16 protein-coding genes and 1 pseudogene are annotated in these 16034 nt (G+C 67.9%); 4 read left to right on the forward strand and 13 right to left on the reverse strand.

The genetic code is table 11. From position 1 onward, the window contains the following. Positions 1 to 461: 461 nt before the first annotated feature. The 3 genes and pseudogenes from ACFKCF_RS16750 to ACFKCF_RS16760 form a co-directional block, all read right to left on the reverse strand. Positions 462 to 599 carry a hypothetical protein gene (locus ACFKCF_RS16750; protein ID WP_394494520.1) on the reverse strand — a complete coding sequence of 46 codons (138 nt, stop codon included), beginning with the start codon at positions 597 to 599 and terminating at the stop codon, positions 462 to 464. Between the two features lie 562 nt (positions 600 to 1161). Then, a pseudogene (locus ACFKCF_RS16755) lies at positions 1162 to 1254 on the reverse strand (GntR family transcriptional regulator); the annotation flags it as partial. Between the two features lie 487 nt (positions 1255 to 1741). Next, positions 1742 to 2293 (reverse strand): hypothetical protein, encoded by a 552-nt coding sequence (locus ACFKCF_RS16760; protein ID WP_394494522.1) that lies wholly within the window; start codon positions 2291 to 2293, stop codon positions 1742 to 1744. Between the two features lie 245 nt (positions 2294 to 2538). On the opposite strand from ACFKCF_RS16760, the gene ACFKCF_RS16765 reads away from it, so the two are divergent. Then, entirely contained in the window at positions 2539 to 3174 is a 636-nt protein-coding gene (locus ACFKCF_RS16765; protein ID WP_394494524.1) for a TetR/AcrR family transcriptional regulator, read from the forward strand. Positions 3175 to 3390: 216 nt separating this feature from the next. Then, the gene (locus ACFKCF_RS16770; RefSeq protein ID WP_394494525.1) at positions 3391 to 6900 is read left to right on the forward strand and encodes a WD40 repeat domain-containing serine/threonine protein kinase; all 3510 of its coding nucleotides are present in this window, start codon (positions 3391 to 3393) and stop codon (positions 6898 to 6900) included. Between the two features lie 351 nt (positions 6901 to 7251). Here ACFKCF_RS16770 and ACFKCF_RS16775 read toward each other — a convergent pair whose 3' ends face one another. From ACFKCF_RS16775 to ACFKCF_RS16795, 5 genes are all read right to left on the reverse strand, one after another. After that, on the reverse strand, positions 7252 to 7581 hold the full coding sequence (locus tag ACFKCF_RS16775; RefSeq protein ID WP_394494527.1) for a hypothetical protein: 330 nt from the start codon (positions 7579 to 7581) through the stop codon (positions 7252 to 7254). A gap of 381 nt (positions 7582 to 7962) precedes the next feature. Then, positions 7963 to 8481 carry a hypothetical protein gene (locus ACFKCF_RS16780; protein WP_394494528.1) on the reverse strand — a complete coding sequence of 173 codons (519 nt, stop codon included), beginning with the start codon at positions 8479 to 8481 and terminating at the stop codon, positions 7963 to 7965. A gap of 314 nt (positions 8482 to 8795) precedes the next feature. Next, complete coding sequence (locus ACFKCF_RS16785) at positions 8796 to 9941, reverse strand: hypothetical protein (RefSeq protein ID WP_394494530.1); 1146 nt, start codon at positions 9939 to 9941, stop codon at positions 8796 to 8798. 244 nt (positions 9942 to 10185) lie between these two features. Beyond that, a complete protein-coding gene (locus ACFKCF_RS16790) occupies positions 10186 to 10584 on the reverse strand; it encodes a hypothetical protein (RefSeq protein ID WP_394494532.1) in 399 nt (132 codons plus the stop codon). A 311-nt stretch (positions 10585 to 10895) separates the two neighbouring features. Beyond that, complete coding sequence (locus tag ACFKCF_RS16795) at positions 10896 to 11396, reverse strand: MarR family winged helix-turn-helix transcriptional regulator (RefSeq protein WP_394494534.1); 501 nt, start codon at positions 11394 to 11396, stop codon at positions 10896 to 10898. A 72-nt stretch (positions 11397 to 11468) separates the two neighbouring features. Here ACFKCF_RS16795 and ACFKCF_RS16800 point away from each other — a divergent pair, with 72 nt between their 5' ends. Next, positions 11469 to 12326, forward strand: a complete 858-nt coding sequence (locus ACFKCF_RS16800; RefSeq protein WP_394494536.1) for an LLM class flavin-dependent oxidoreductase — start codon at positions 11469 to 11471, stop codon at positions 12324 to 12326. 38 nt (positions 12327 to 12364) lie between these two features. On the opposite strand, the gene ACFKCF_RS16805 is transcribed toward ACFKCF_RS16800, so the two are convergent. From ACFKCF_RS16805 to ACFKCF_RS16815, 3 genes are all read right to left on the reverse strand, one after another. Next, positions 12365 to 13369, reverse strand: a complete 1005-nt coding sequence (locus ACFKCF_RS16805; RefSeq protein ID WP_394494538.1) for a LysR family transcriptional regulator — start codon at positions 13367 to 13369, stop codon at positions 12365 to 12367. Between the two features lie 79 nt (positions 13370 to 13448). Continuing rightward, entirely contained in the window at positions 13449 to 13880 is a 432-nt protein-coding gene (locus ACFKCF_RS16810) for a nucleoside deaminase (RefSeq protein WP_394494539.1), read from the reverse strand. Between the two features lie 94 nt (positions 13881 to 13974). Further along, positions 13975 to 14169, reverse strand: a complete 195-nt coding sequence (locus ACFKCF_RS16815; RefSeq protein ID WP_394494540.1) for a hypothetical protein — start codon at positions 14167 to 14169, stop codon at positions 13975 to 13977. A gap of 118 nt (positions 14170 to 14287) precedes the next feature. Between ACFKCF_RS16815 and ACFKCF_RS16820 the strand changes: the two genes are divergently transcribed. Further along, positions 14288 to 14734 (forward strand): Lrp/AsnC family transcriptional regulator, encoded by a 447-nt coding sequence (locus ACFKCF_RS16820; protein ID WP_394494541.1) that lies wholly within the window; start codon positions 14288 to 14290, stop codon positions 14732 to 14734. Here ACFKCF_RS16820 and ACFKCF_RS16825 read toward each other — a convergent pair. Together ACFKCF_RS16825 and ACFKCF_RS16830 are read right to left on the reverse strand one after the other, a co-directional pair. Further along, positions 14731 to 15054 (reverse strand): hypothetical protein, encoded by a 324-nt coding sequence (locus ACFKCF_RS16825; protein WP_394494543.1) that lies wholly within the window; start codon positions 15052 to 15054, stop codon positions 14731 to 14733. The genes ACFKCF_RS16820 and ACFKCF_RS16825 overlap by 4 nt on opposite strands. Positions 15055 to 15186: 132 nt before the next feature. Beyond that, on the reverse strand, positions 15187 to 16017 hold the full coding sequence (locus ACFKCF_RS16830; RefSeq protein WP_394494545.1) for an NAD(P)H-binding protein: 831 nt from the start codon (positions 16015 to 16017) through the stop codon (positions 15187 to 15189). Positions 16018 to 16034 lie beyond the last annotated feature (17 nt).

Here is a 16034-nt window from a genome sequence, read left to right on the forward strand (position 1 = left end):
ATACAACGCGACGGCGTCCGCCTTGAACTCCGGCGGGTACGACTTCATCGCCACGTGGAACTCCTTGTCTCCGGATCTCCATCATCCGGTACTCAAGGTGTCCACACATCGGGGGCAAGGGCCCCTCTTGTTGTCCGGAGTCTTTGCCGCGTTGTCCTGGACCCACGGAGGGCTATTTCGGACATCCCCGGGCCGCCTTAGACCTTAGATCTCCAGCACGACAAGAGGGGCAAATAATGGGATTTCACGTACTGGGACCCTTGGAGATCCACACGGGGGGTGGAGCCGTCGACGCCTACGTGAACCGGGCCGGGCTCCTGCGCGGCATGGGCGACAGCGTCCACGTCCGGCGAGACGTCGAGGCCGGCATGGCGCTCGCGCCCTCCGACCCCCACCTGCTGCGCCTGCGCGGCCAACTCCTGGCCGAGGACAACGACATTCCGGCCGCCGAGGCGGCCCTGTCAGCCGCGGTCGCAGCCGATTCCAGGCTGGCCGAGGCGGGAGCGTCCCGCGATGCGCCGGCCGACCAGGACGGAGACCTGGACGCCCCCGTCCAGTTCTTTGACATCCACGCGGACGTTGCCGCGGTTGTAGAACACCTCGGGAGAGGGCGGGGGCCGGCCGGGCGGCCTGGTCGTAGTCGTTCAGCGCCTCGGTCAAGCGCCCGAGGTGCCGGTGGAGGGCAGCGCGCTCGAAATAGGCGCGTGACTCGTGCGGGCCGACGGTGATGACCGCGCTGTAGTCGCCGATGACCTGCTCGTGGTCGCCGGACAGAGCCCGGACGGTGGCCTGGTGCGTAAGCATCACCAGCCGCAGCAGCGCGTGCTCGTCCGGGCCGAACGTTTCGTCCAGTACGGTCAGCCCTGTCTCGAGCAGGCGCAGCGCTCGTGCGGGTCCGTGCCGTGCGGGTGGGGTCAACGGGCAGTTCCGGCCCGGCCATGGCGACGGCCATCAGCGGGCAGCGGTCGATCGCGCCGTACGTCGAGGCGAGCCGACCGGCTGCGCCAGGACCTGGCCGCCGCCAATGAACAGCTTGGCGAGGTGCGCGGGCAACTCACCGCTGCCCAGGCCGCAGCGCAGACCGCAGCAGGCGGAAGCCGCAGGCACCGTCGCGGCCGGTGGCCGCGACGGGCGGTGCGGAGGCGAGGACTATGGAGTCCCGGACGGCTTGCCGCCAGCGCCTTCCGTCTCTGCGATGAACGCCGCCTTACCCTGCTCGCGGTGACGGCGCGCGAACCGGTCGGAGGCCAGCCGGCGAGAAGTGAAAGGCGATCCCGGGGCAAGGCGCTGGACTGTGACGCAACGACCCCGAACGAAGTCGAATGATCTCACGCAGCTACATCAGCGTTGATCACGGCGAGACTCGTATGACGCGGTGAATGATCGTGCTGATAAGCAAGAGGCCCCGGTTCAAGTCCTGGTAGCCCCACAGAGTTTCACCAGCTCAGAGGCTAGATCCCAAGATCGATGATCTGGCCTCTTGATCGTTTGGCCGTCGCGCCGAACCTCGTGAGCGCGTGGTCCCGTGTTCAAGTAGATTCTCCGGGTTCCTTCCGAGGATCTGGAGTCTCCAGCCCAATCGGGAGTCTCTTGCCATCGGTATCCGCGCCCTCGAAGTCGAGAACCAGGGCGGACTCGGCAAGATCAGCGCGGCTGGGCTCCGTGCACTTCGCATGGAACGCGGGTTAGCCGTGAAGCCGAACAGCGGCGCGAGGGCGCTGTCATGCGCGGCGCTGTCGTGTCACCGCCACGTGGCCCGTTTGATGATGTCGCGCAGGCCTCGGGTGTTCCAGCCGTCGACGATGAGGAGTCCCTCCTTGGGGAGGTACCACTCGCGCTGGATGAAGGTCCTGGTGCGCTTGTCGGTCTTCTGGGCGTAGCACTCGCCGGTCCATTCGCGGTACTGAGCCTCGTGGCCGCGACCCACCTGGCGCTGAGCCGACACCGCCGGCTTGTCTCCGGGGAACTTTTCGGAGTACTTGGATTCGAACCGGCAGGGGGCCGGGAGCCCATCCGGAGCGAAGGGGCGGTCGGCGCGGTAAGGCTCGAGACCCTGACCGCCCGTGAGGACCTTGCCGGAGACCAGTTCGAAGCTCGGGCAGTCGGAGTTCGCGGCCTCACACGGCCCAGTCGTCACCGTGATCCAATCGTTGCCGTGAGTTTGGGCGTTGACCTTCAGCTTCTGCCAGTTGGAGGGGACGGTCAGAGTCATCCCCCGATAGGTGATGTTCTTGGTCTTCGAGGCGGACGCCGATGCGGTGGCAGCCGTCGGCACGCTGACCGATGCCGCCACACTCGCCACAACCGCTGCCACGATTACACGCTTGAACATGCATCGTCTGACTACTGAGTCCACACAGAAGTTCTCACCAATGGCAATCTGGCCGGAACCCGGCGAAGTTTGGCCTGGAAGATCAGGGCCAAGCCGGCCACCAGGATGCCCAGGCCCAGCATCGGGCGATGCGGGGAGTGCTGCCATGCCTTATTTCGCACGCTTGTACTTTATAGGAGACCGTACAGGTGTGCTGTAATAGAGGCATGCCGAAGATCGTGGACCACGAGCAGCGGCGCGAGGAGCTCACCCGGATCGTGTGGGGCATCATCAGCCGGGACGGGATCGAAGGGGCCACGGTCCGCAAGGTGGCCGAGGCGGCAGGAGTCTCGGTCGGCGGGTTGCGCCACTATTTCGACAATCAGCGCGGCCTGCTCAGCTTCGCGGCGCAGGCGGTCGCCAGAAGCGTCGCCAAGCGCATCACCGGCCACCTCGATGCGGACCTGCCGGGCACACAGCGCGCCCAGCTCATCCTCGAAGAGCTTCTTCCCCTCGATGACAACCGCCGCGTCGAGGTGGACGTATGGCTGGCATGTCTGGTGCGCTCGCATGTGGATGAGTCCCTGGCGGACCTGCGTGACGCGAGTTGGTCGGGGGAGCGCCACATCTGCCGGCTGGCGATCGCCTCTTGCCACGGGCTGCCGCTCCCCGATCGCGTGGGACAGGAGTTCGCCGACACCGGGCTGGAAGGCCAGGCCACGCGCCTCCACATGTTCGTGGACGGCCTGACGCTCCAGACGGCGACCTTTCCGCACAACTTCACGCCTCAAGCCATCCGTCGAATCGTGCACGACGAACTACGCCTCATTGAGGCGCAGTTCACGTCACTGAGGCCTGGCTGACAGCGCGCGGCGATGTCGCCCTGAACGTCGCGCACGCGATGGCGATGATCGTCGAGAGCCCGCTTCCGAACGGACGCAGGACGGAGAGGCATGATTCGGGTTCGAGGAGGACACGCCGGTCGACTGTGCGTTCGGGCTTGGCGTGCTTGGGCTCCACACCGATGTTCAGCCTCCGGCAGACGTCCTTGACCTTCAGCTCATCCGGAGTTTCCCGCAATGGCACTCTCCACGGTCCCTCTCACCCCATCCGATCCGCGGCGTCTGGGTCGTTACTGGCTGGCCGGCCGGTTGGGCGCGGGCGGCCAGGGCGTCGTCTACGAGGGCTACGGGGAAGCGGGAGAGCGGGTCGCGATCAAGGTCCCCAGGTACGACAGCGCCGAATCACAGGCCAGGCTCGCGAAGGAGGCGGCAGCGGCCCAGCGGGTGGCCTCGTTCTGCACCGCCAAGGTGATCGAGGCACAGGTCGACTCGGCGCCGCTGTACATCGTCAGTGAGTTCGTGCCGGGGCCGAGCCTGAGGCAGGTGGTGGCGGAGTCGGGCTCGTACGAGGAGGACGCGCTGCACCGGTTGGCGATCGGGGTGGCGACCGCGCTGACCGCCATCCACCAGGACGGGATTGTGCATCGCGATCTCAAGCCGGACAACATCATCATGGGGCCGGACGGGCCGCGCGTGATCGATTTCGGTGTGGCCCGTGAGGTGGGGCCGACGACGAGCGGGCCGATCATGGGCACGCCCGGATACATGCCGCCGGAGGTGTTCTCGGGGTGGGGCGCGAGCGAGGCGGCCGACCTGTGGGCATGGGCGATGGTGGTGCTGTTCGCGGCCCGGGGCAAGGACGTGATCGAAACGGGGGATCCGGCCGCCGTCATCGGGCGGGTGATGAAGTTCGAGCCGGACGTGTGCGACCTTCCTGAACCCCTGGACACGTTGGTGGCCGCGGCGCTTGCCCGGGATCCCACGCAGCGGCCGACCGCCGGGGAGGTGCTGCTGCGGCTGCTGGGCCATGGCGGCGATGACCTGCTCGAACGCGGACTTACGCAGGCGGGTGCCCTGACCGGACGGCCCGAGCCCGATCTGGGCGCGATCGCGGAGGAGCTCTACGGCGAGCTGACCGAGGCCGAGCGTGCGACCGTGCCCGAGGTGTTCCTGCGGATGATCGACGGCGACGAACTCCGGCCCGTCGGCAGGGACGAGCTGCCGGACTCGCAGGCCGTGGACGCGATGCTCACCTTGTTCGGCGCCGCGGGCCTGGTCACGCGGTCCGGCACCGCGTACGAACTGGCCACGCCCGGCCTCCTGCACGCCTGGCCCCGGCTGCGCGACTGGGTGGCGGGCAACCGTGAAGGGCTGCCCGTCCACCGGCGACTCGCCGAGGCGGCCGCGCTGTGGAATGAGCACGGCAGGAGACCGGCCGACCTGCTGCACGGCTCGGCGCTCGACCGGACGCTGCAGTGGGCCGCCACCGCGCACAAGGACCTCACGCTGGGACGGCGCGAACGCGAGTTCCTCGACGAGGCGGTAAGCCTGGCCCGTACGAGGGCGAGGAGACGCCGTCTGGTCGCGGCGGCCCTGGCCGTACTGCTCGTGGTCGCGCTCGGCGGGCTCGGCACCGCGGAGTACCTGCGCAGGGAGTCGAGCCGCCAGCGCGACGACGCGCTGGCGCGGGAGCTCGCGCTGCGGGCCGCCGACCTGCGGCAGAGCGATCCTCAGGTCGCGAAGCTGCTGAGCGTGGCCGGCTGGCGATTGAGCCCGGAGCTGCCCGAGACCCGCGGCGCGCTCTACGACTCGCTCTCTCAGACCGCGGCCTCCGTCTTCCTCGACCCCGACTACACGGCCGCGACCGTGCAGAACCTCAGCCAGGACGGCCGCGTGCTCGTGTCCGTGGACGGCGGGACAGCCAGGATCTGGGACGTCACCGGCCAACGGCGGATCGGCGTGCTGTCCGGGGTGAGCGCGGGCGTGTCCCAAGCCGCGCTCGCCCCCGACAAGCACACCCTTGCCCTCCTCGACCACGAGGGGGTACGGCTGTGGGACACACGCACCGGAAGACCGCTCGGCGCCCCCATCGCCCGCCGAGGCAGGCAATCGGGCGGCGGCACGCTGAGCTTCGACGGCTCCGGGCGTTACCTCGCCATTCCCTGGGGAGCGAAAGCCCTGCCCGAATGGTGGGACGTCGCCAAGCGTAAGCAACTCACCGCTCCCTCGGGAGCCGCGCTCAACGCGATCAGCCGGAACGGCCGCTTCGGCTACGTGGTGAAGGGCTACGACGCGGAGTTGTGGGACCTGCGCCGGGGCAAGAGGATGCCGATCCCGCCGGTCGGGCGGGACAAGGGCGCCATCAACCAGACCACCTTCAGCGACGACGGCAAGCTGATGATGACCACGGAGCTGGTGAATTCGAAAGAGACGAGCAGGATCCGTATGTTCGAGCTGCCGTCCGGCGAGGAGGTGATGAGCCAGGAGGGCGGGATGGGCCCGGGGGGCGGGGTGGGCCCGGAGGCCGGTTTCGTCTTCGGCGACGCTTTCATCGCCAACTGGGGCGGCCAGGAGCGACTGACCTTTCAGCGCCGCTCCACCCCTGACACGGTGTACAGCCAGGCCATGCCCGCCTTCTTTGACACGGTGTACAGCCAGGCCATGCCCGCCTTCGTCGGCGGGCTCCGCTTCGACCTCGACGGCCGGGCCGTCCGCTATCTGGATGAACACGGCGCCGTCCACACCGAGGACGTCTCGATGGTCTTCGACCCGCCGATCGGCGGCGGCAGCGAGAGCGGGAACGTACGGCTGGCTCCCTCCACGCGCGTGCTGGCCGCGATCTGGGGGGACCGGGTAGAGGCCAGGGACGCGGCGACGGGCCGCGCTTTGATGAAACTGATCAGCCGGTCGGGCGGTGGCGGCGCGACCGCCTTCAGTCCCGACGGCCGCCGGCTCGCCCTGGCCGCCGACGACACGGTCCACATCGTGGATCTGACCGCGTTCAAGGTGTCGGCCCGGCTCAAGCTGGGGGGCGGCGTCGAGCAGGGCGCCCAGGCGCTGGCGTTCAGTCCGGACGCACGCACGCTGGCCGTGTCGCGCTACGGGGAGCACGGTCGCGTCGAACTGTGGGACCTCGAACGCGGATCTCGACGAGCGGAGACCGGGACGGGGGCGAACGACCTCGCCTTCCGCCCCGACGGACGGCTGCTCGTGACCGGAAACCCGCTCCAACTCATCGATCCTGAGAAGGGCGCCACCCGGCCTCCCGAACAGGGCACCGGGCAGCTCGCCGGCGCCTTCGCCTTCAGCCCGGACGGCCGGCAGGTGGCCTTCTCCGGGCCCGGCCGACTCACTCTGTGGGACGGCGACGTCAGGACCAGAATCGCCGAGTTCCCCGCGGTGCCGGGCAGCGAGGCCACCATGCTGGCCTGGTCGCCCGATGGGCGCACGATCGCGACGTACGAGAAGGGCTTGCGCGTACGTCTCTGGGACGTGCCGAGCCGGCGACCGCTGGGCGTCGTCTTCGACGGCAAGCAGGCGGCGGACGGCGCCGACGGCGGGTGGGTGGCATTCTCTGCGGACGGCACGAAACTCCACACCGCCGCCCCCGACGGCACGATCCGTGTGTTCGACGTGGACGAGCGGCACGTGGCCACGACCCTGTGCGCGCGCGCCGGTCGTACGCTTACCGCCGGTGAATGGTCCCGCCACCTGCCTGGCATCGAACCGTTCACGATGTGCCCCTAGCCAGTAGGGCCTCGGCGAATGCCGGAGCACCCGGTGAGGTGGTCGGGGTGAAGGGTGCCGGTACGCCGACACGCAGCGCCTCGGCGAACCCTCCGCTGTGTTTCCACGACCCTGGATCGTCACCACCTGGGTGCCGGGCACGCCTTCCGACCGCGCCCCCCGTCACGCGCGCGGGCCGCTTCAACCGCCAGTGGTCGCTGGCCGACTGCTCTGAGGGGCTTTACCAAGCAGGCCACCGAAGCCACTGAGCCGGGGCTGCTCCCCGACAGGCGTCCGTCGAAGCCGGACACGCCTATGGTGGGTCCGAATGCACCGGTTCGTCGGCTTCGCGATTGCTCTACGCGATTCGGCCTAGCGGACCATTTTGAGCCCGGTGTGCCAGACGTACCCGTGTCCTCCGCCGTTCAGGTTCCAGACTTCGGTCCACTTCCAGGTGGGCTTGTTGTCCCAGCAGTAGCCGTGGAACTTGGTGCCCTTCTTGGCCACCCGGTAGCCGGAGCTGAGGCTCTTGCGCTTGTGCACCTTGACCGCCCACTTCGCCTGGACGATGCAGGGCCACAGAGCGGTCGAGGCCTTGGTGGCGCCTTCGGTGGCGCTGGTGGCGTGTGCTGAGGAGACCAGCACGCCGGAGGTGAGCGCGGCCGCCACGGCCAGGGTGGCGATCTTTCCTACGGATCTCATGTCCGGCAATTTAGGCTTGCAGGTGTTGAGGATATGTTGAGTATCCGTCGAGCTTCCTGGACGGGGCCGCAGGCCAGAGGGAGACGCCGTCTGCACAAGGCTCTCGACGGCTGTGGGGGTCCCACAGGTTGCCCGCGGCGCCCTGGACAAGCCGTCGCCATCGAGCGCCCTTGGCCCCGTACGGCGGGTGCCGAAGTGAGGCGATCGTGAGGCCTCAGCCCGATGCGGTCGTGGTCGGGCGTCAGCGATCCAGGACGTTGCGGCCGAAGGAAGGCCGCGTGGCATTTCGCATCATGGGCCTGCTCAAGGCACGCGACGATGACGGCCGAGATCGCACGTCGACCGGGCTCGGCCCTGTTTCAGGCCGCTGTCGATCGCTTCCTAAGATCTCAGTCGCCGATCTGCACGAGCGCCCGGTTCTCCCCACGCCAGCACGGCCTGGCAGATCGCGAGAACGAAGAATCCGAAGGCGGCCACTACAGGCCCAATACCGGGGACCAGATCGGGATGAGACGGCACGACGGCCGCACCGCACGCGACAACGTCCACTGCGGCGAGTGCGGCGCCCAGCACATGAACGCCACCTGACGGCCGGATTAGGGCGACCGCCGCCAGCAACGACGCGATGATCGCGCCACCCGCGAACGCGAACGTCACCAGGAGCATCACCGGAACTGCGCGATGAACGTCCAGATAGGACAGTCCCAGATGGCCGACCACGACTTGGCCGAAACCCGGAGCGAATCCCTCGGCTTGTCCGGCCGTGCCCGACCGGGCCGGCGCGATCCAGGGCAGCGATCCCGAAACGACCACGGCGGACAGCCCCGCCACCAGCCCAGCGCGGGCCGCACGATGGGCCCCGCTCTGATGGCCGCGCGGCCGCGCCGACAACTCGCTCATTCGCCTCCGGACCCGACCGCCATGATCTCCCCGCCAGGGGTTGATGGTGCTACGGGCACCAACCATCTCTCGCCTGGTGTGCGGTCCTCGTGGAGGCGGCGGAAAGTCACCCTCCAGAGCGTCCCGGAGCCGGGGATCCGCTCGTCCTGAACGGGACCGTCATCCGCGACCTGGAGTCGACGTTCCCCGGCGGCGTGGTGACCGGCGTGCAGGCGAGCACCAGGGCCGACAGGACGGGCGGAGCCACAAGGGATGGGGAGACCAGGCTTTCCGGCCCAGCCACGTACAGGCGTGCGCCGACAGATGATCACATTTCAGCGCCACTCGATGAACGCGGCAGCGTCGCCGAGCGCGGAGAACTTCCCGGTTCGCTCGACCTTCTGGGGTGTGGATCCCGGCTTGGTGTCGCAGAGGTAGTAATCCTTTGCGGCGCCATTCTCGGAGAGAAACGCGAATCTCTGACCGTCGGGGGAGATCACCATGGCGTGGTTGCTGTAGTCGTTGCTGGGGATTATGGGCGCTCCAGGCTTCGCATCCGAGGCGGTGTCAAGCGCGGCGAACCTGCCGTCCTCGCTACAGAGCACCGTGTCGTTGTCGAGCCACCCGACGCCGCCACAAGAGACGTATCTGCCCTTCTCCACGAGGTCCGGGCCCACCCCTTGGCCCTCCGCAGGAACGTCCAGGACGCGACCTTCAGCCAGGAGGCGTTTGCCGTCCGGCGAGAGGAAGGCGCTGCTGGCCACCACCGCCCTGCTCGGCGTTCCCCCCACCATGATGAGGCGGTAGGCGATCCTGACCTCCAACTGGTCGACCGCCTTGTGGTCCCCGGCAAGTGCTCGGCTCGCGACGCGGTCCTTGGTTGAGATCCCAGGCTGGTCGGTTACCTCGTACGTGAACCAGACCGCGCTCCCGTCCCGCGAGAAGGCCGCGTTGTGCTCGTGCGGAGTATTGCCGAAGCCCTCGTTCCCGGTCAGATCGGTGAACCTGCCCGAACGGTCGACGTACCCGACATGAGTCGCCGCGGTCTGCGGGTCCTCGGTGACCACGGCCATCTTCGTGAAGTCCTGGTCGAAGAGTGATCGGATGGCAGCCACATCCCCGGCATCAGCGGGCAGCTCATCCGGCTCGCACAGTTGCCTTACGGCGGTATTGGGCTCGGACTTGTCGTACTCGACAATCGCCGTCTCCGGCAGCCGAAACTCCGCATGCGCCATGTGCTTCCAGCTTTGCGGGTTCCAGCCGTCGACGTTGATGACTCCTCCGCGGTCGTTCCCCCGCGAGCAGACAGCCGTAATGATGATGTTCTGCTGGGTGAAGTCTCCACCGGTGCCGGTCTCCGAAGACCCCTGACTGGTGTCTGCTTCCGGCCCGCGCTCTTCGCCGGCTGCGGAACAGGCAACGAGACCTGCTGCCAAGACCACCGAGAAAAGGGCCGCCGTTGCTCTCGGCGTGTCAACCATTCGTCTGTCCCCTGTCCAATTTCGGCCCGCTTCCTACAAATGGCGTTGACGAGTCGACACCCCATCAGTGGCCGATGAAAGCGAGTGGTTTCGAGATAAGGCCGAGGTTGCAGCGTCGGCCGTGATCAACACCTGTGCTGCTTTCCGCAGTGGCCGAGCAACCTGCTGACGACAGCAAATCCGGGGACCCGCCGCCAGGATGAAGGGGATGGCTGCGCGTCTTTTGACTCACATAATGGGGTGCCTACGTGTGATCACGATCGGCGTTCGGCCGGCAGGTCTCGTAGTTCGAGTGGCGGATGCTTCGGAAGTTGTCGACGGACATCCAGCCGTACGTCCCCGTCCCCTTGACTCGGCCGTAGACCCAGAGATTGCCGCGCCCGTTCCGTGTCCAGCAGTGAAAGTAGATGACCCGGCCCCTGCCGAGCCTGGTCACGTTCCCGCACCGGTCCGCGTAGGGCCCCTTCTTGAGGTTGAACGAGCCCTTCATCACGCCGTAGCCGCCGTCCAGGTTGGAGGTGGCGGGAGCGATGCACGGGCTGGGAGGGCCGGCCGCCGACGCCGCCGGCCCGTACACGAGCGTCCCCGCCATGACCGCGCCGACCGCTGCCAGCATCCCTAGCGTCCTGGTTTTCCACTGCATGTTGCCCCCTTTGCCGTGTGATCGACTGGTGATCCTCATGGTGCGGCGGGCAGTGTTGAGACCAGGTTGAGGATTTGTTGAGGCGGGCCGGGATCGGGCGCCCCGACTCCAGACGACACACCTGCGCCCCGGTTACCTCTCACCCGTCCACGTCCAGCGCGCCAGCTAGGTCCACCAGATCACCCTGCGCGGTCCGATCGCGCCCGACTCCAGCTCTCAGGCCAATGCCGGCAGCGGGTTCGACGAATCCGCCTTCGTCATCGATGGGGGAGCCAGATAGCCATATGGAAAGCGGATATCACGGACATACATCAAACTCTCTTCGCAGGCCCTTCGCCTTGGGCCTCTGGGATTGTCCCGGCATCCGACAGGTGGGTGAGGACGGTCGCGGCGATTGTCCCCAGCGCCTGGATCTGCTCGGCGGAAAGCAGGTCGATGAAATGGCGGCGGACGGACTCGACGTGAGCCGGAGCGGCCTCCTGGATGGCGCGCAGCCCGCCCTCAGTCAGCACGATCATCGCTCCTCGGGCGTCGCCCTTGGGCTCCTCCCTCCTGACCAGACCTCGCTGCTCCATCCGGGAGATGTGCCGTGACAGGCGGCTCTTCGACCAGAGCATGCGATCGGCCAGTTTGGTGAGCCGCCACCGATGATCCTCGGTGGACGTCAGCGCCGAAAGGACGTCGTAGTCGGGGGCCGACAACCCCGTGTCACGCATGAGATCCCGGCTGACCTGCGCGTCCAGGAGCAGCCGCATCCTCCGGTATCCGATCCAGGCCCTGAACTCGGCGTCATCCAACCAACGTGGCTCCATGCCGGCCGAGCTTAGTTGACGTGTAACCAACTCCAAGTTTAGGTTTACATGTAAACCACAGACTAGGGAGCAATGGTGTTCGGATTGAACATCTCGACCTCGGCGGCGCCGGGGGCTGCCCCGGCAGGTGACGCTCGGGCGGCCGAGGAGCTCGGATTCGACTTCGTCTCGGCCTCGGACCATCCCTGCGGGAGCGAGCCATCGTACGAGGTGTGGACAATGCTGACCTGGGTCGCGGCCGCAACCTCAAGGATCAGGGTCGCCACGCGCGTGTTGGGAGTGCCGTACCGATCGCCCGCGATGGTGGCCAAAATGGCCGAGGCCCTGCACCGGCTCTCCGGCGGCCGGCTGATCCTGGGGCTCGGGGGCGGTTATTCGGATGAGGAGTTCCGGGCGTTCGGGCTGGGGGTGCCCACAGCCCGGGAGAAGGTCGACGGCATGGTCGAGGCGATCCACATCATCCGCGGCCTCTGGTCAGAACCACGCTTCACGTTCGAGGGCACCCGATACCACACGCACGATGCCGCCATGGAGCCGAAGCCCGCCAGCCCCATCCCGATCTGGCTCGGCACATACGGCAAGCGGGCCCTGGAGGCGACCGGCCGGCTGGCCGATGGCTGGATCCCGTCTCTCGGCTTCGCCCCACCGGAGCAGGCGGCCGGCATGAGGGAGCGCGTCCTGTCCCACGGACGTCCCGTGGAGTGCGTCTACAACGTCTCCTTCCACATCGGCGGCCGCGCGGATGAGGGCGCGGTGGTGGCGGGATCGGCGCAGGAGGTGACCGACCGGCTCGCGAGCTTCGTCGGCCTGGGCTTCACATCGATGAACTTCACGCCGGTCGGCCCGAACCCGCGCGAACAGGCGGAACGCTTGGCCACGGAGGTCCTCCCGGTTCTACGCGCCGCCGTGGGGAGTCGAGGGCGCGGCTGACCGGGACACCACTCAGCGGCGTGTAGAGCCCTGGTAGATCACCTGGGTCGTACAGGAAGGTCGGGAAGATCCCGGTGACGATCAGCAGGATCAGGTTGTGGATCGCGATCTGGCCGAGCAGGAACGACCACTGGTCCGGTAAGCCTCACGTTACCGCCGTCAAGGCTCCCGAGGTCACGTACGACCCGCGCGAGTGACCTGATGAGTTCGTTCTCCGCATCGCTGCTGCGCCACACCATGGCATACAGGAGTGCGTCCAGGTCCTTGACGGGCAGATAGGTGATGTCCGGCCGTACCCAGTAGCGGGTCATGTGGGCGGGGAAGAGGGTGACGGTCTCCGCCATGCTGGTCCAGGTGAGGGCGTCTTCGGCGTCTCGCACGAGAGGGCCGCGTTCGATCACGCGACCTCGGCGGGTCTGGCGGGGCGCAAAACTGTCGAACCAGTAGGCAGGCACGGTTTCGTTGTCGGGATGCTGGAAATCGGCGACCATCTCCAGCGAGACCGACGTCCGCTGGGCGAGCTCATGGTCTGCGGAGACGGCAAGCACCCGGGGGTCGGTCAACAGGACCGGCCCCACGGTGAGGTCGGGTTCTTCCACCGGTAGCCAGGCGACCAGGACGTCGACGTCTCCGCGCCGCAGCGCAGTGAAGGCGTCAGGGAATGCGATGCTCTGGACGTGCAGTCTCCACCGCGGGTGGCGTGCGCGGAAGGTGTCCCAATAAGAGCGCAGGTCGTGGGCGTTGATGGGAAGCATGCCGACGCGGAGCACGCCGGTGATGCCCCGGGCGGCCAGTCGGGCGCGCTGCACGCTGTCCTTGAGCCCGGCGTACAGGGGTAGGAGTTCATCTCTGAGCTGCTCGCCGATCGGCGTCAGCCGTACGCTGCGGCTGGTCCGGTAGAACAGCTCGCCGCCGATCTTCCGCTCCTGCTGCTTGATCACCTGGCTCACCCGCGCGGGGGTGATGTGCAGCCGCGCGGCGGTGCGGCCGAAATGCAGCTCCTCGGCCAAGGTCAGGAAGATCTCGACGTCTCGTAGTTCCATGCACGTCCCTCAAGGTGAAGCTACACCGAACCGCAGGTCGCGCTTCGCTGGAGATCCTGCACGACATGCCTCTGCCGGATCAACTCCGGTAGTAGCCGTCGATGGGGACGCGTGCCTCCTCGAACAGCGCCGGGCCGTCCTGCTCGACCGTCGGCCAGCCTGATCCTGGATTGAGTTCGACGAGCTGCTCGGTGGACAGCGCGTAGACGACCCGGCCCAGCCCGGAGCGGATGATGCCGCCGGTGCACATGCCGCACGGCTGGCAGCTGGTGTACATGGTGGTGCGGGCGGCGGTGCGCTCGTCGAGTTCGCGGGCCGCCCAGCGGGCGAGCTTGAGCTCCGGGTGGGCGCTGATGTCGTTGTCGCGCCGTACGGTGTTGTGGGCCTCGATCAGGATCTCGCCGTCCGGCCCGGCCAGCAGGGAGCCGTACGGCGCGTCGCCCAGGGTGACGGCGGCCGCGGCGATGTCGATCGCGCGGCGCAGCAGCTTCTCGTCAGCGGCGGTGATCATGAGCAGGTCCTCCACTGTGTGGCCACGGCGGTGAGGGCCTGCCACGCTTCCTGTGGCCGGCGGGTCTCCTGAAGGTCTCCGTGGTAGGGATCGATCACGACGGTGCCGACCCCGAGCAGGCGGAGCTGGTCGAGGGTGCCGACCCGGCGAGGCGCTCGGGGCCGTCGACCTGCGTGGTCGTCAGCCGAAGGGTGGCCCGGTACTCGTCGGTCGGCTTCCCGCGCTCGGCGAACGGCACGCGCAGCGCCTCGAAGCCCTGGCGCGCCCGGCCGACGCCGACCCCCGGCATTCGGTACGTTGACCCCCAGACGCATGGGTCGAGGTTATAGCGGTCAGCCGGGCAAGCGGAACCCACTTTGCCCGGCTCTGGTCGCCTATCTCCGCGAATCTTTCGCTAAATTCCCCCTATGGCCGTGAATCTCGACGAGGTCGACTGGGCGATCATCGACCAGTTGAAGCAGGAAGCCCGCATCTCCCTGAGCGAGCTGGGGCGGCGGGTGAATCTCAGCCCGTCAGCCACCACCGAGCGCGTGCGTCAGCTGGAGGCGCAGGGCGTCATCACCGGCTACCACGCCGTGGTCGACCTGGCCAAGGTCGGCTATCCGGTGCTCGCCCTGGTCCGGCTGAAGTACCCGGGCAACCGCCACCAGCCGTTGCGCCAGCTGCTCGCCGAGCGACGGGAGATCCTGGAGTGCCTGCGCACCACCGGGGACGACTGCTACACCCTGAAGGTGGCCGCGACCTCGATGGGGCACCTGGAGACCCTCATGGACGAGCTGGCCGGCCTCGGCAGCACGACCACGAGCGTCGTCTACAGCCAGACGCTGCCCTATCGCGGACCCCACCGGCCTTAGGCGATTCCCGGAGCGCCGTGCGCCTCCACCGAAAGATCCTGCCAATCGTCCCAGGTCTTGAGCCGGTCGGCGTAGGCCTGCTGGATCATCGGGTGGAAACCCTGACCGAACAGCCCCCGCAGGGGCGGGTTGTCGGCGTCGACAAGCTTGAGAAGGGCCTGCGCCGCGGCGACTGGATCGCCGGAGGGCAGCTCGCCCACGACTCCGGCCAGGGCCTGGCGGAGACCGTCGTGGTTCGGGTCGAGCTCGACTTGGTAGCCGTTGTCGAGCGGATTCGGGCTCTTGCCCGACCTGGTGGCGAAGGTGCCGGGCTCGACCATGGTCACCTTGATACCGAAGCCGGCGACCTCGAGCAGGCGGGCCGGGACCTCCTCCGGCAGCCCATGTGCGAGCAGGCCCTGCCGTACGTGGCCCCGCGCGCCACCGAACCGACATCGCGGCTCCTTCCAGCGTCAAGCCGCGAAGTCCTGGGCGCGGGAGGCGACCCACTGGCCGTAGGTGAAGGCGGCCCGTCCGGTGACTTCCTCGATCGTCGGCAGGACCGATGCGGTCTTGCCGTCCCAGGCGGCCAGCCCGGTGATCATGTCGTCGATCGCGGGGGCGGGCATGCCGTGGCGGAGCATCTGCTCCCGGAACAGCTCCTGAGGCAGTTCCTCGAAGCGCAGCGGCCGTCCGATCGTCTCGGCGATGATCCGTACCCGGTCGATCCCCGTGAGCGACTGCGGCCCGGTGAGCAGGAAGGACTCGCCCACGCGCTCATCGAGCAGTGCCCGGACGGATACGGCGGCGATGTCGCGGGGATCGACCGGAGCCACGGCGGCATTGCCGTACAGGCCGCGGACGACGTCGCCGGCCTTGATCTGCGGCGCCCAGGCCAGGTCATTGGTCGTGAAGAAGCCAGGGCGGACGAACGTCCAGGCCAGCCCGGAGGCGGCGACGGCCTGCTCCAGGTTCAGGTGCTGTTCGCCGATCCACGAAGGTGTGGTGTGCGTGATTGCCGCGGAGGACAGCAGAACGACGTGCTGCAGGTCGGACAGCCGGGCCGCGTCGAGGAAGGCGCCAAGCCCGGTGAAGACGGGAAACACGAACGCCCGCTCCACGCTGTCCAGCGCCTCCGGCAGGGTGTCCGGCTGGGTGAGGTCGCCGGGCACGACCTCGACCTGCTCGGGAAAGGAATGGCCGCCGGGGTTGCGGGTGATGACGCGGACCTTCTCGCCGGCGGCGAGCAACTGGTCGACGACGTGAGATCCGACGTTTCCGGTGGCGCCGGTTACCAGGATCATGGTTGAGGTCTCCTTAT

Source organism: Nonomuraea sp. JJY05, assembly GCF_043496855.1.
Classification (GTDB): Bacteria; Actinomycetota; Actinomycetes; order Streptosporangiales; family Streptosporangiaceae; genus Nonomuraea.

Coding starts and splice junctions, on each gene's coding strand:
- ACFKCF_RS16765 (WP_394494524.1), top strand. CDS start 2,539: ATGCCGAAGATCGTGGACCACGAGCAGCGGCGCGAGGAGCTCACCCGG.
- ACFKCF_RS16770 (WP_394494525.1), top strand. CDS start 3,391: ATGGCACTCTCCACGGTCCCTCTCACCCCATCCGATCCGCGGCGTCTG.
- ACFKCF_RS16775 (WP_394494527.1), bottom strand. CDS start 7,581: ATGAGATCCGTAGGAAAGATCGCCACCCTGGCCGTGGCGGCCGCGCTC.
- ACFKCF_RS16780 (WP_394494528.1), bottom strand. CDS start 8,481: ATGAGCGAGTTGTCGGCGCGGCCGCGCGGCCATCAGAGCGGGGCCCAT.
- ACFKCF_RS16785 (WP_394494530.1), bottom strand. CDS start 9,941: ATGGTTGACACGCCGAGAGCAACGGCGGCCCTTTTCTCGGTGGTCTTG.
- ACFKCF_RS16790 (WP_394494532.1), bottom strand. CDS start 10,584: ATGCAGTGGAAAACCAGGACGCTAGGGATGCTGGCAGCGGTCGGCGCG.
- ACFKCF_RS16795 (WP_394494534.1), bottom strand. CDS start 11,396: ATGGAGCCACGTTGGTTGGATGACGCCGAGTTCAGGGCCTGGATCGGA.
- ACFKCF_RS16800 (WP_394494536.1), top strand. CDS start 11,469: ATGGTGTTCGGATTGAACATCTCGACCTCGGCGGCGCCGGGGGCTGCC.
- ACFKCF_RS16805 (WP_394494538.1), bottom strand. CDS start 13,369: ATGGAACTACGAGACGTCGAGATCTTCCTGACCTTGGCCGAGGAGCTG.
- ACFKCF_RS16810 (WP_394494539.1), bottom strand. CDS start 13,880: ATGATCACCGCCGCTGACGAGAAGCTGCTGCGCCGCGCGATCGACATC.
- ACFKCF_RS16815 (WP_394494540.1), bottom strand. CDS start 14,169: ATGCCGGGGGTCGGCGTCGGCCGGGCGCGCCAGGGCTTCGAGGCGCTG.
- ACFKCF_RS16820 (WP_394494541.1), top strand. CDS start 14,288: ATGGCCGTGAATCTCGACGAGGTCGACTGGGCGATCATCGACCAGTTG.
- ACFKCF_RS16825 (WP_394494543.1), bottom strand. CDS start 15,054: ATGGTCGAGCCCGGCACCTTCGCCACCAGGTCGGGCAAGAGCCCGAAT.
- ACFKCF_RS16830 (WP_394494545.1), bottom strand. CDS start 16,017: ATGATCCTGGTAACCGGCGCCACCGGAAACGTCGGATCTCACGTCGTC.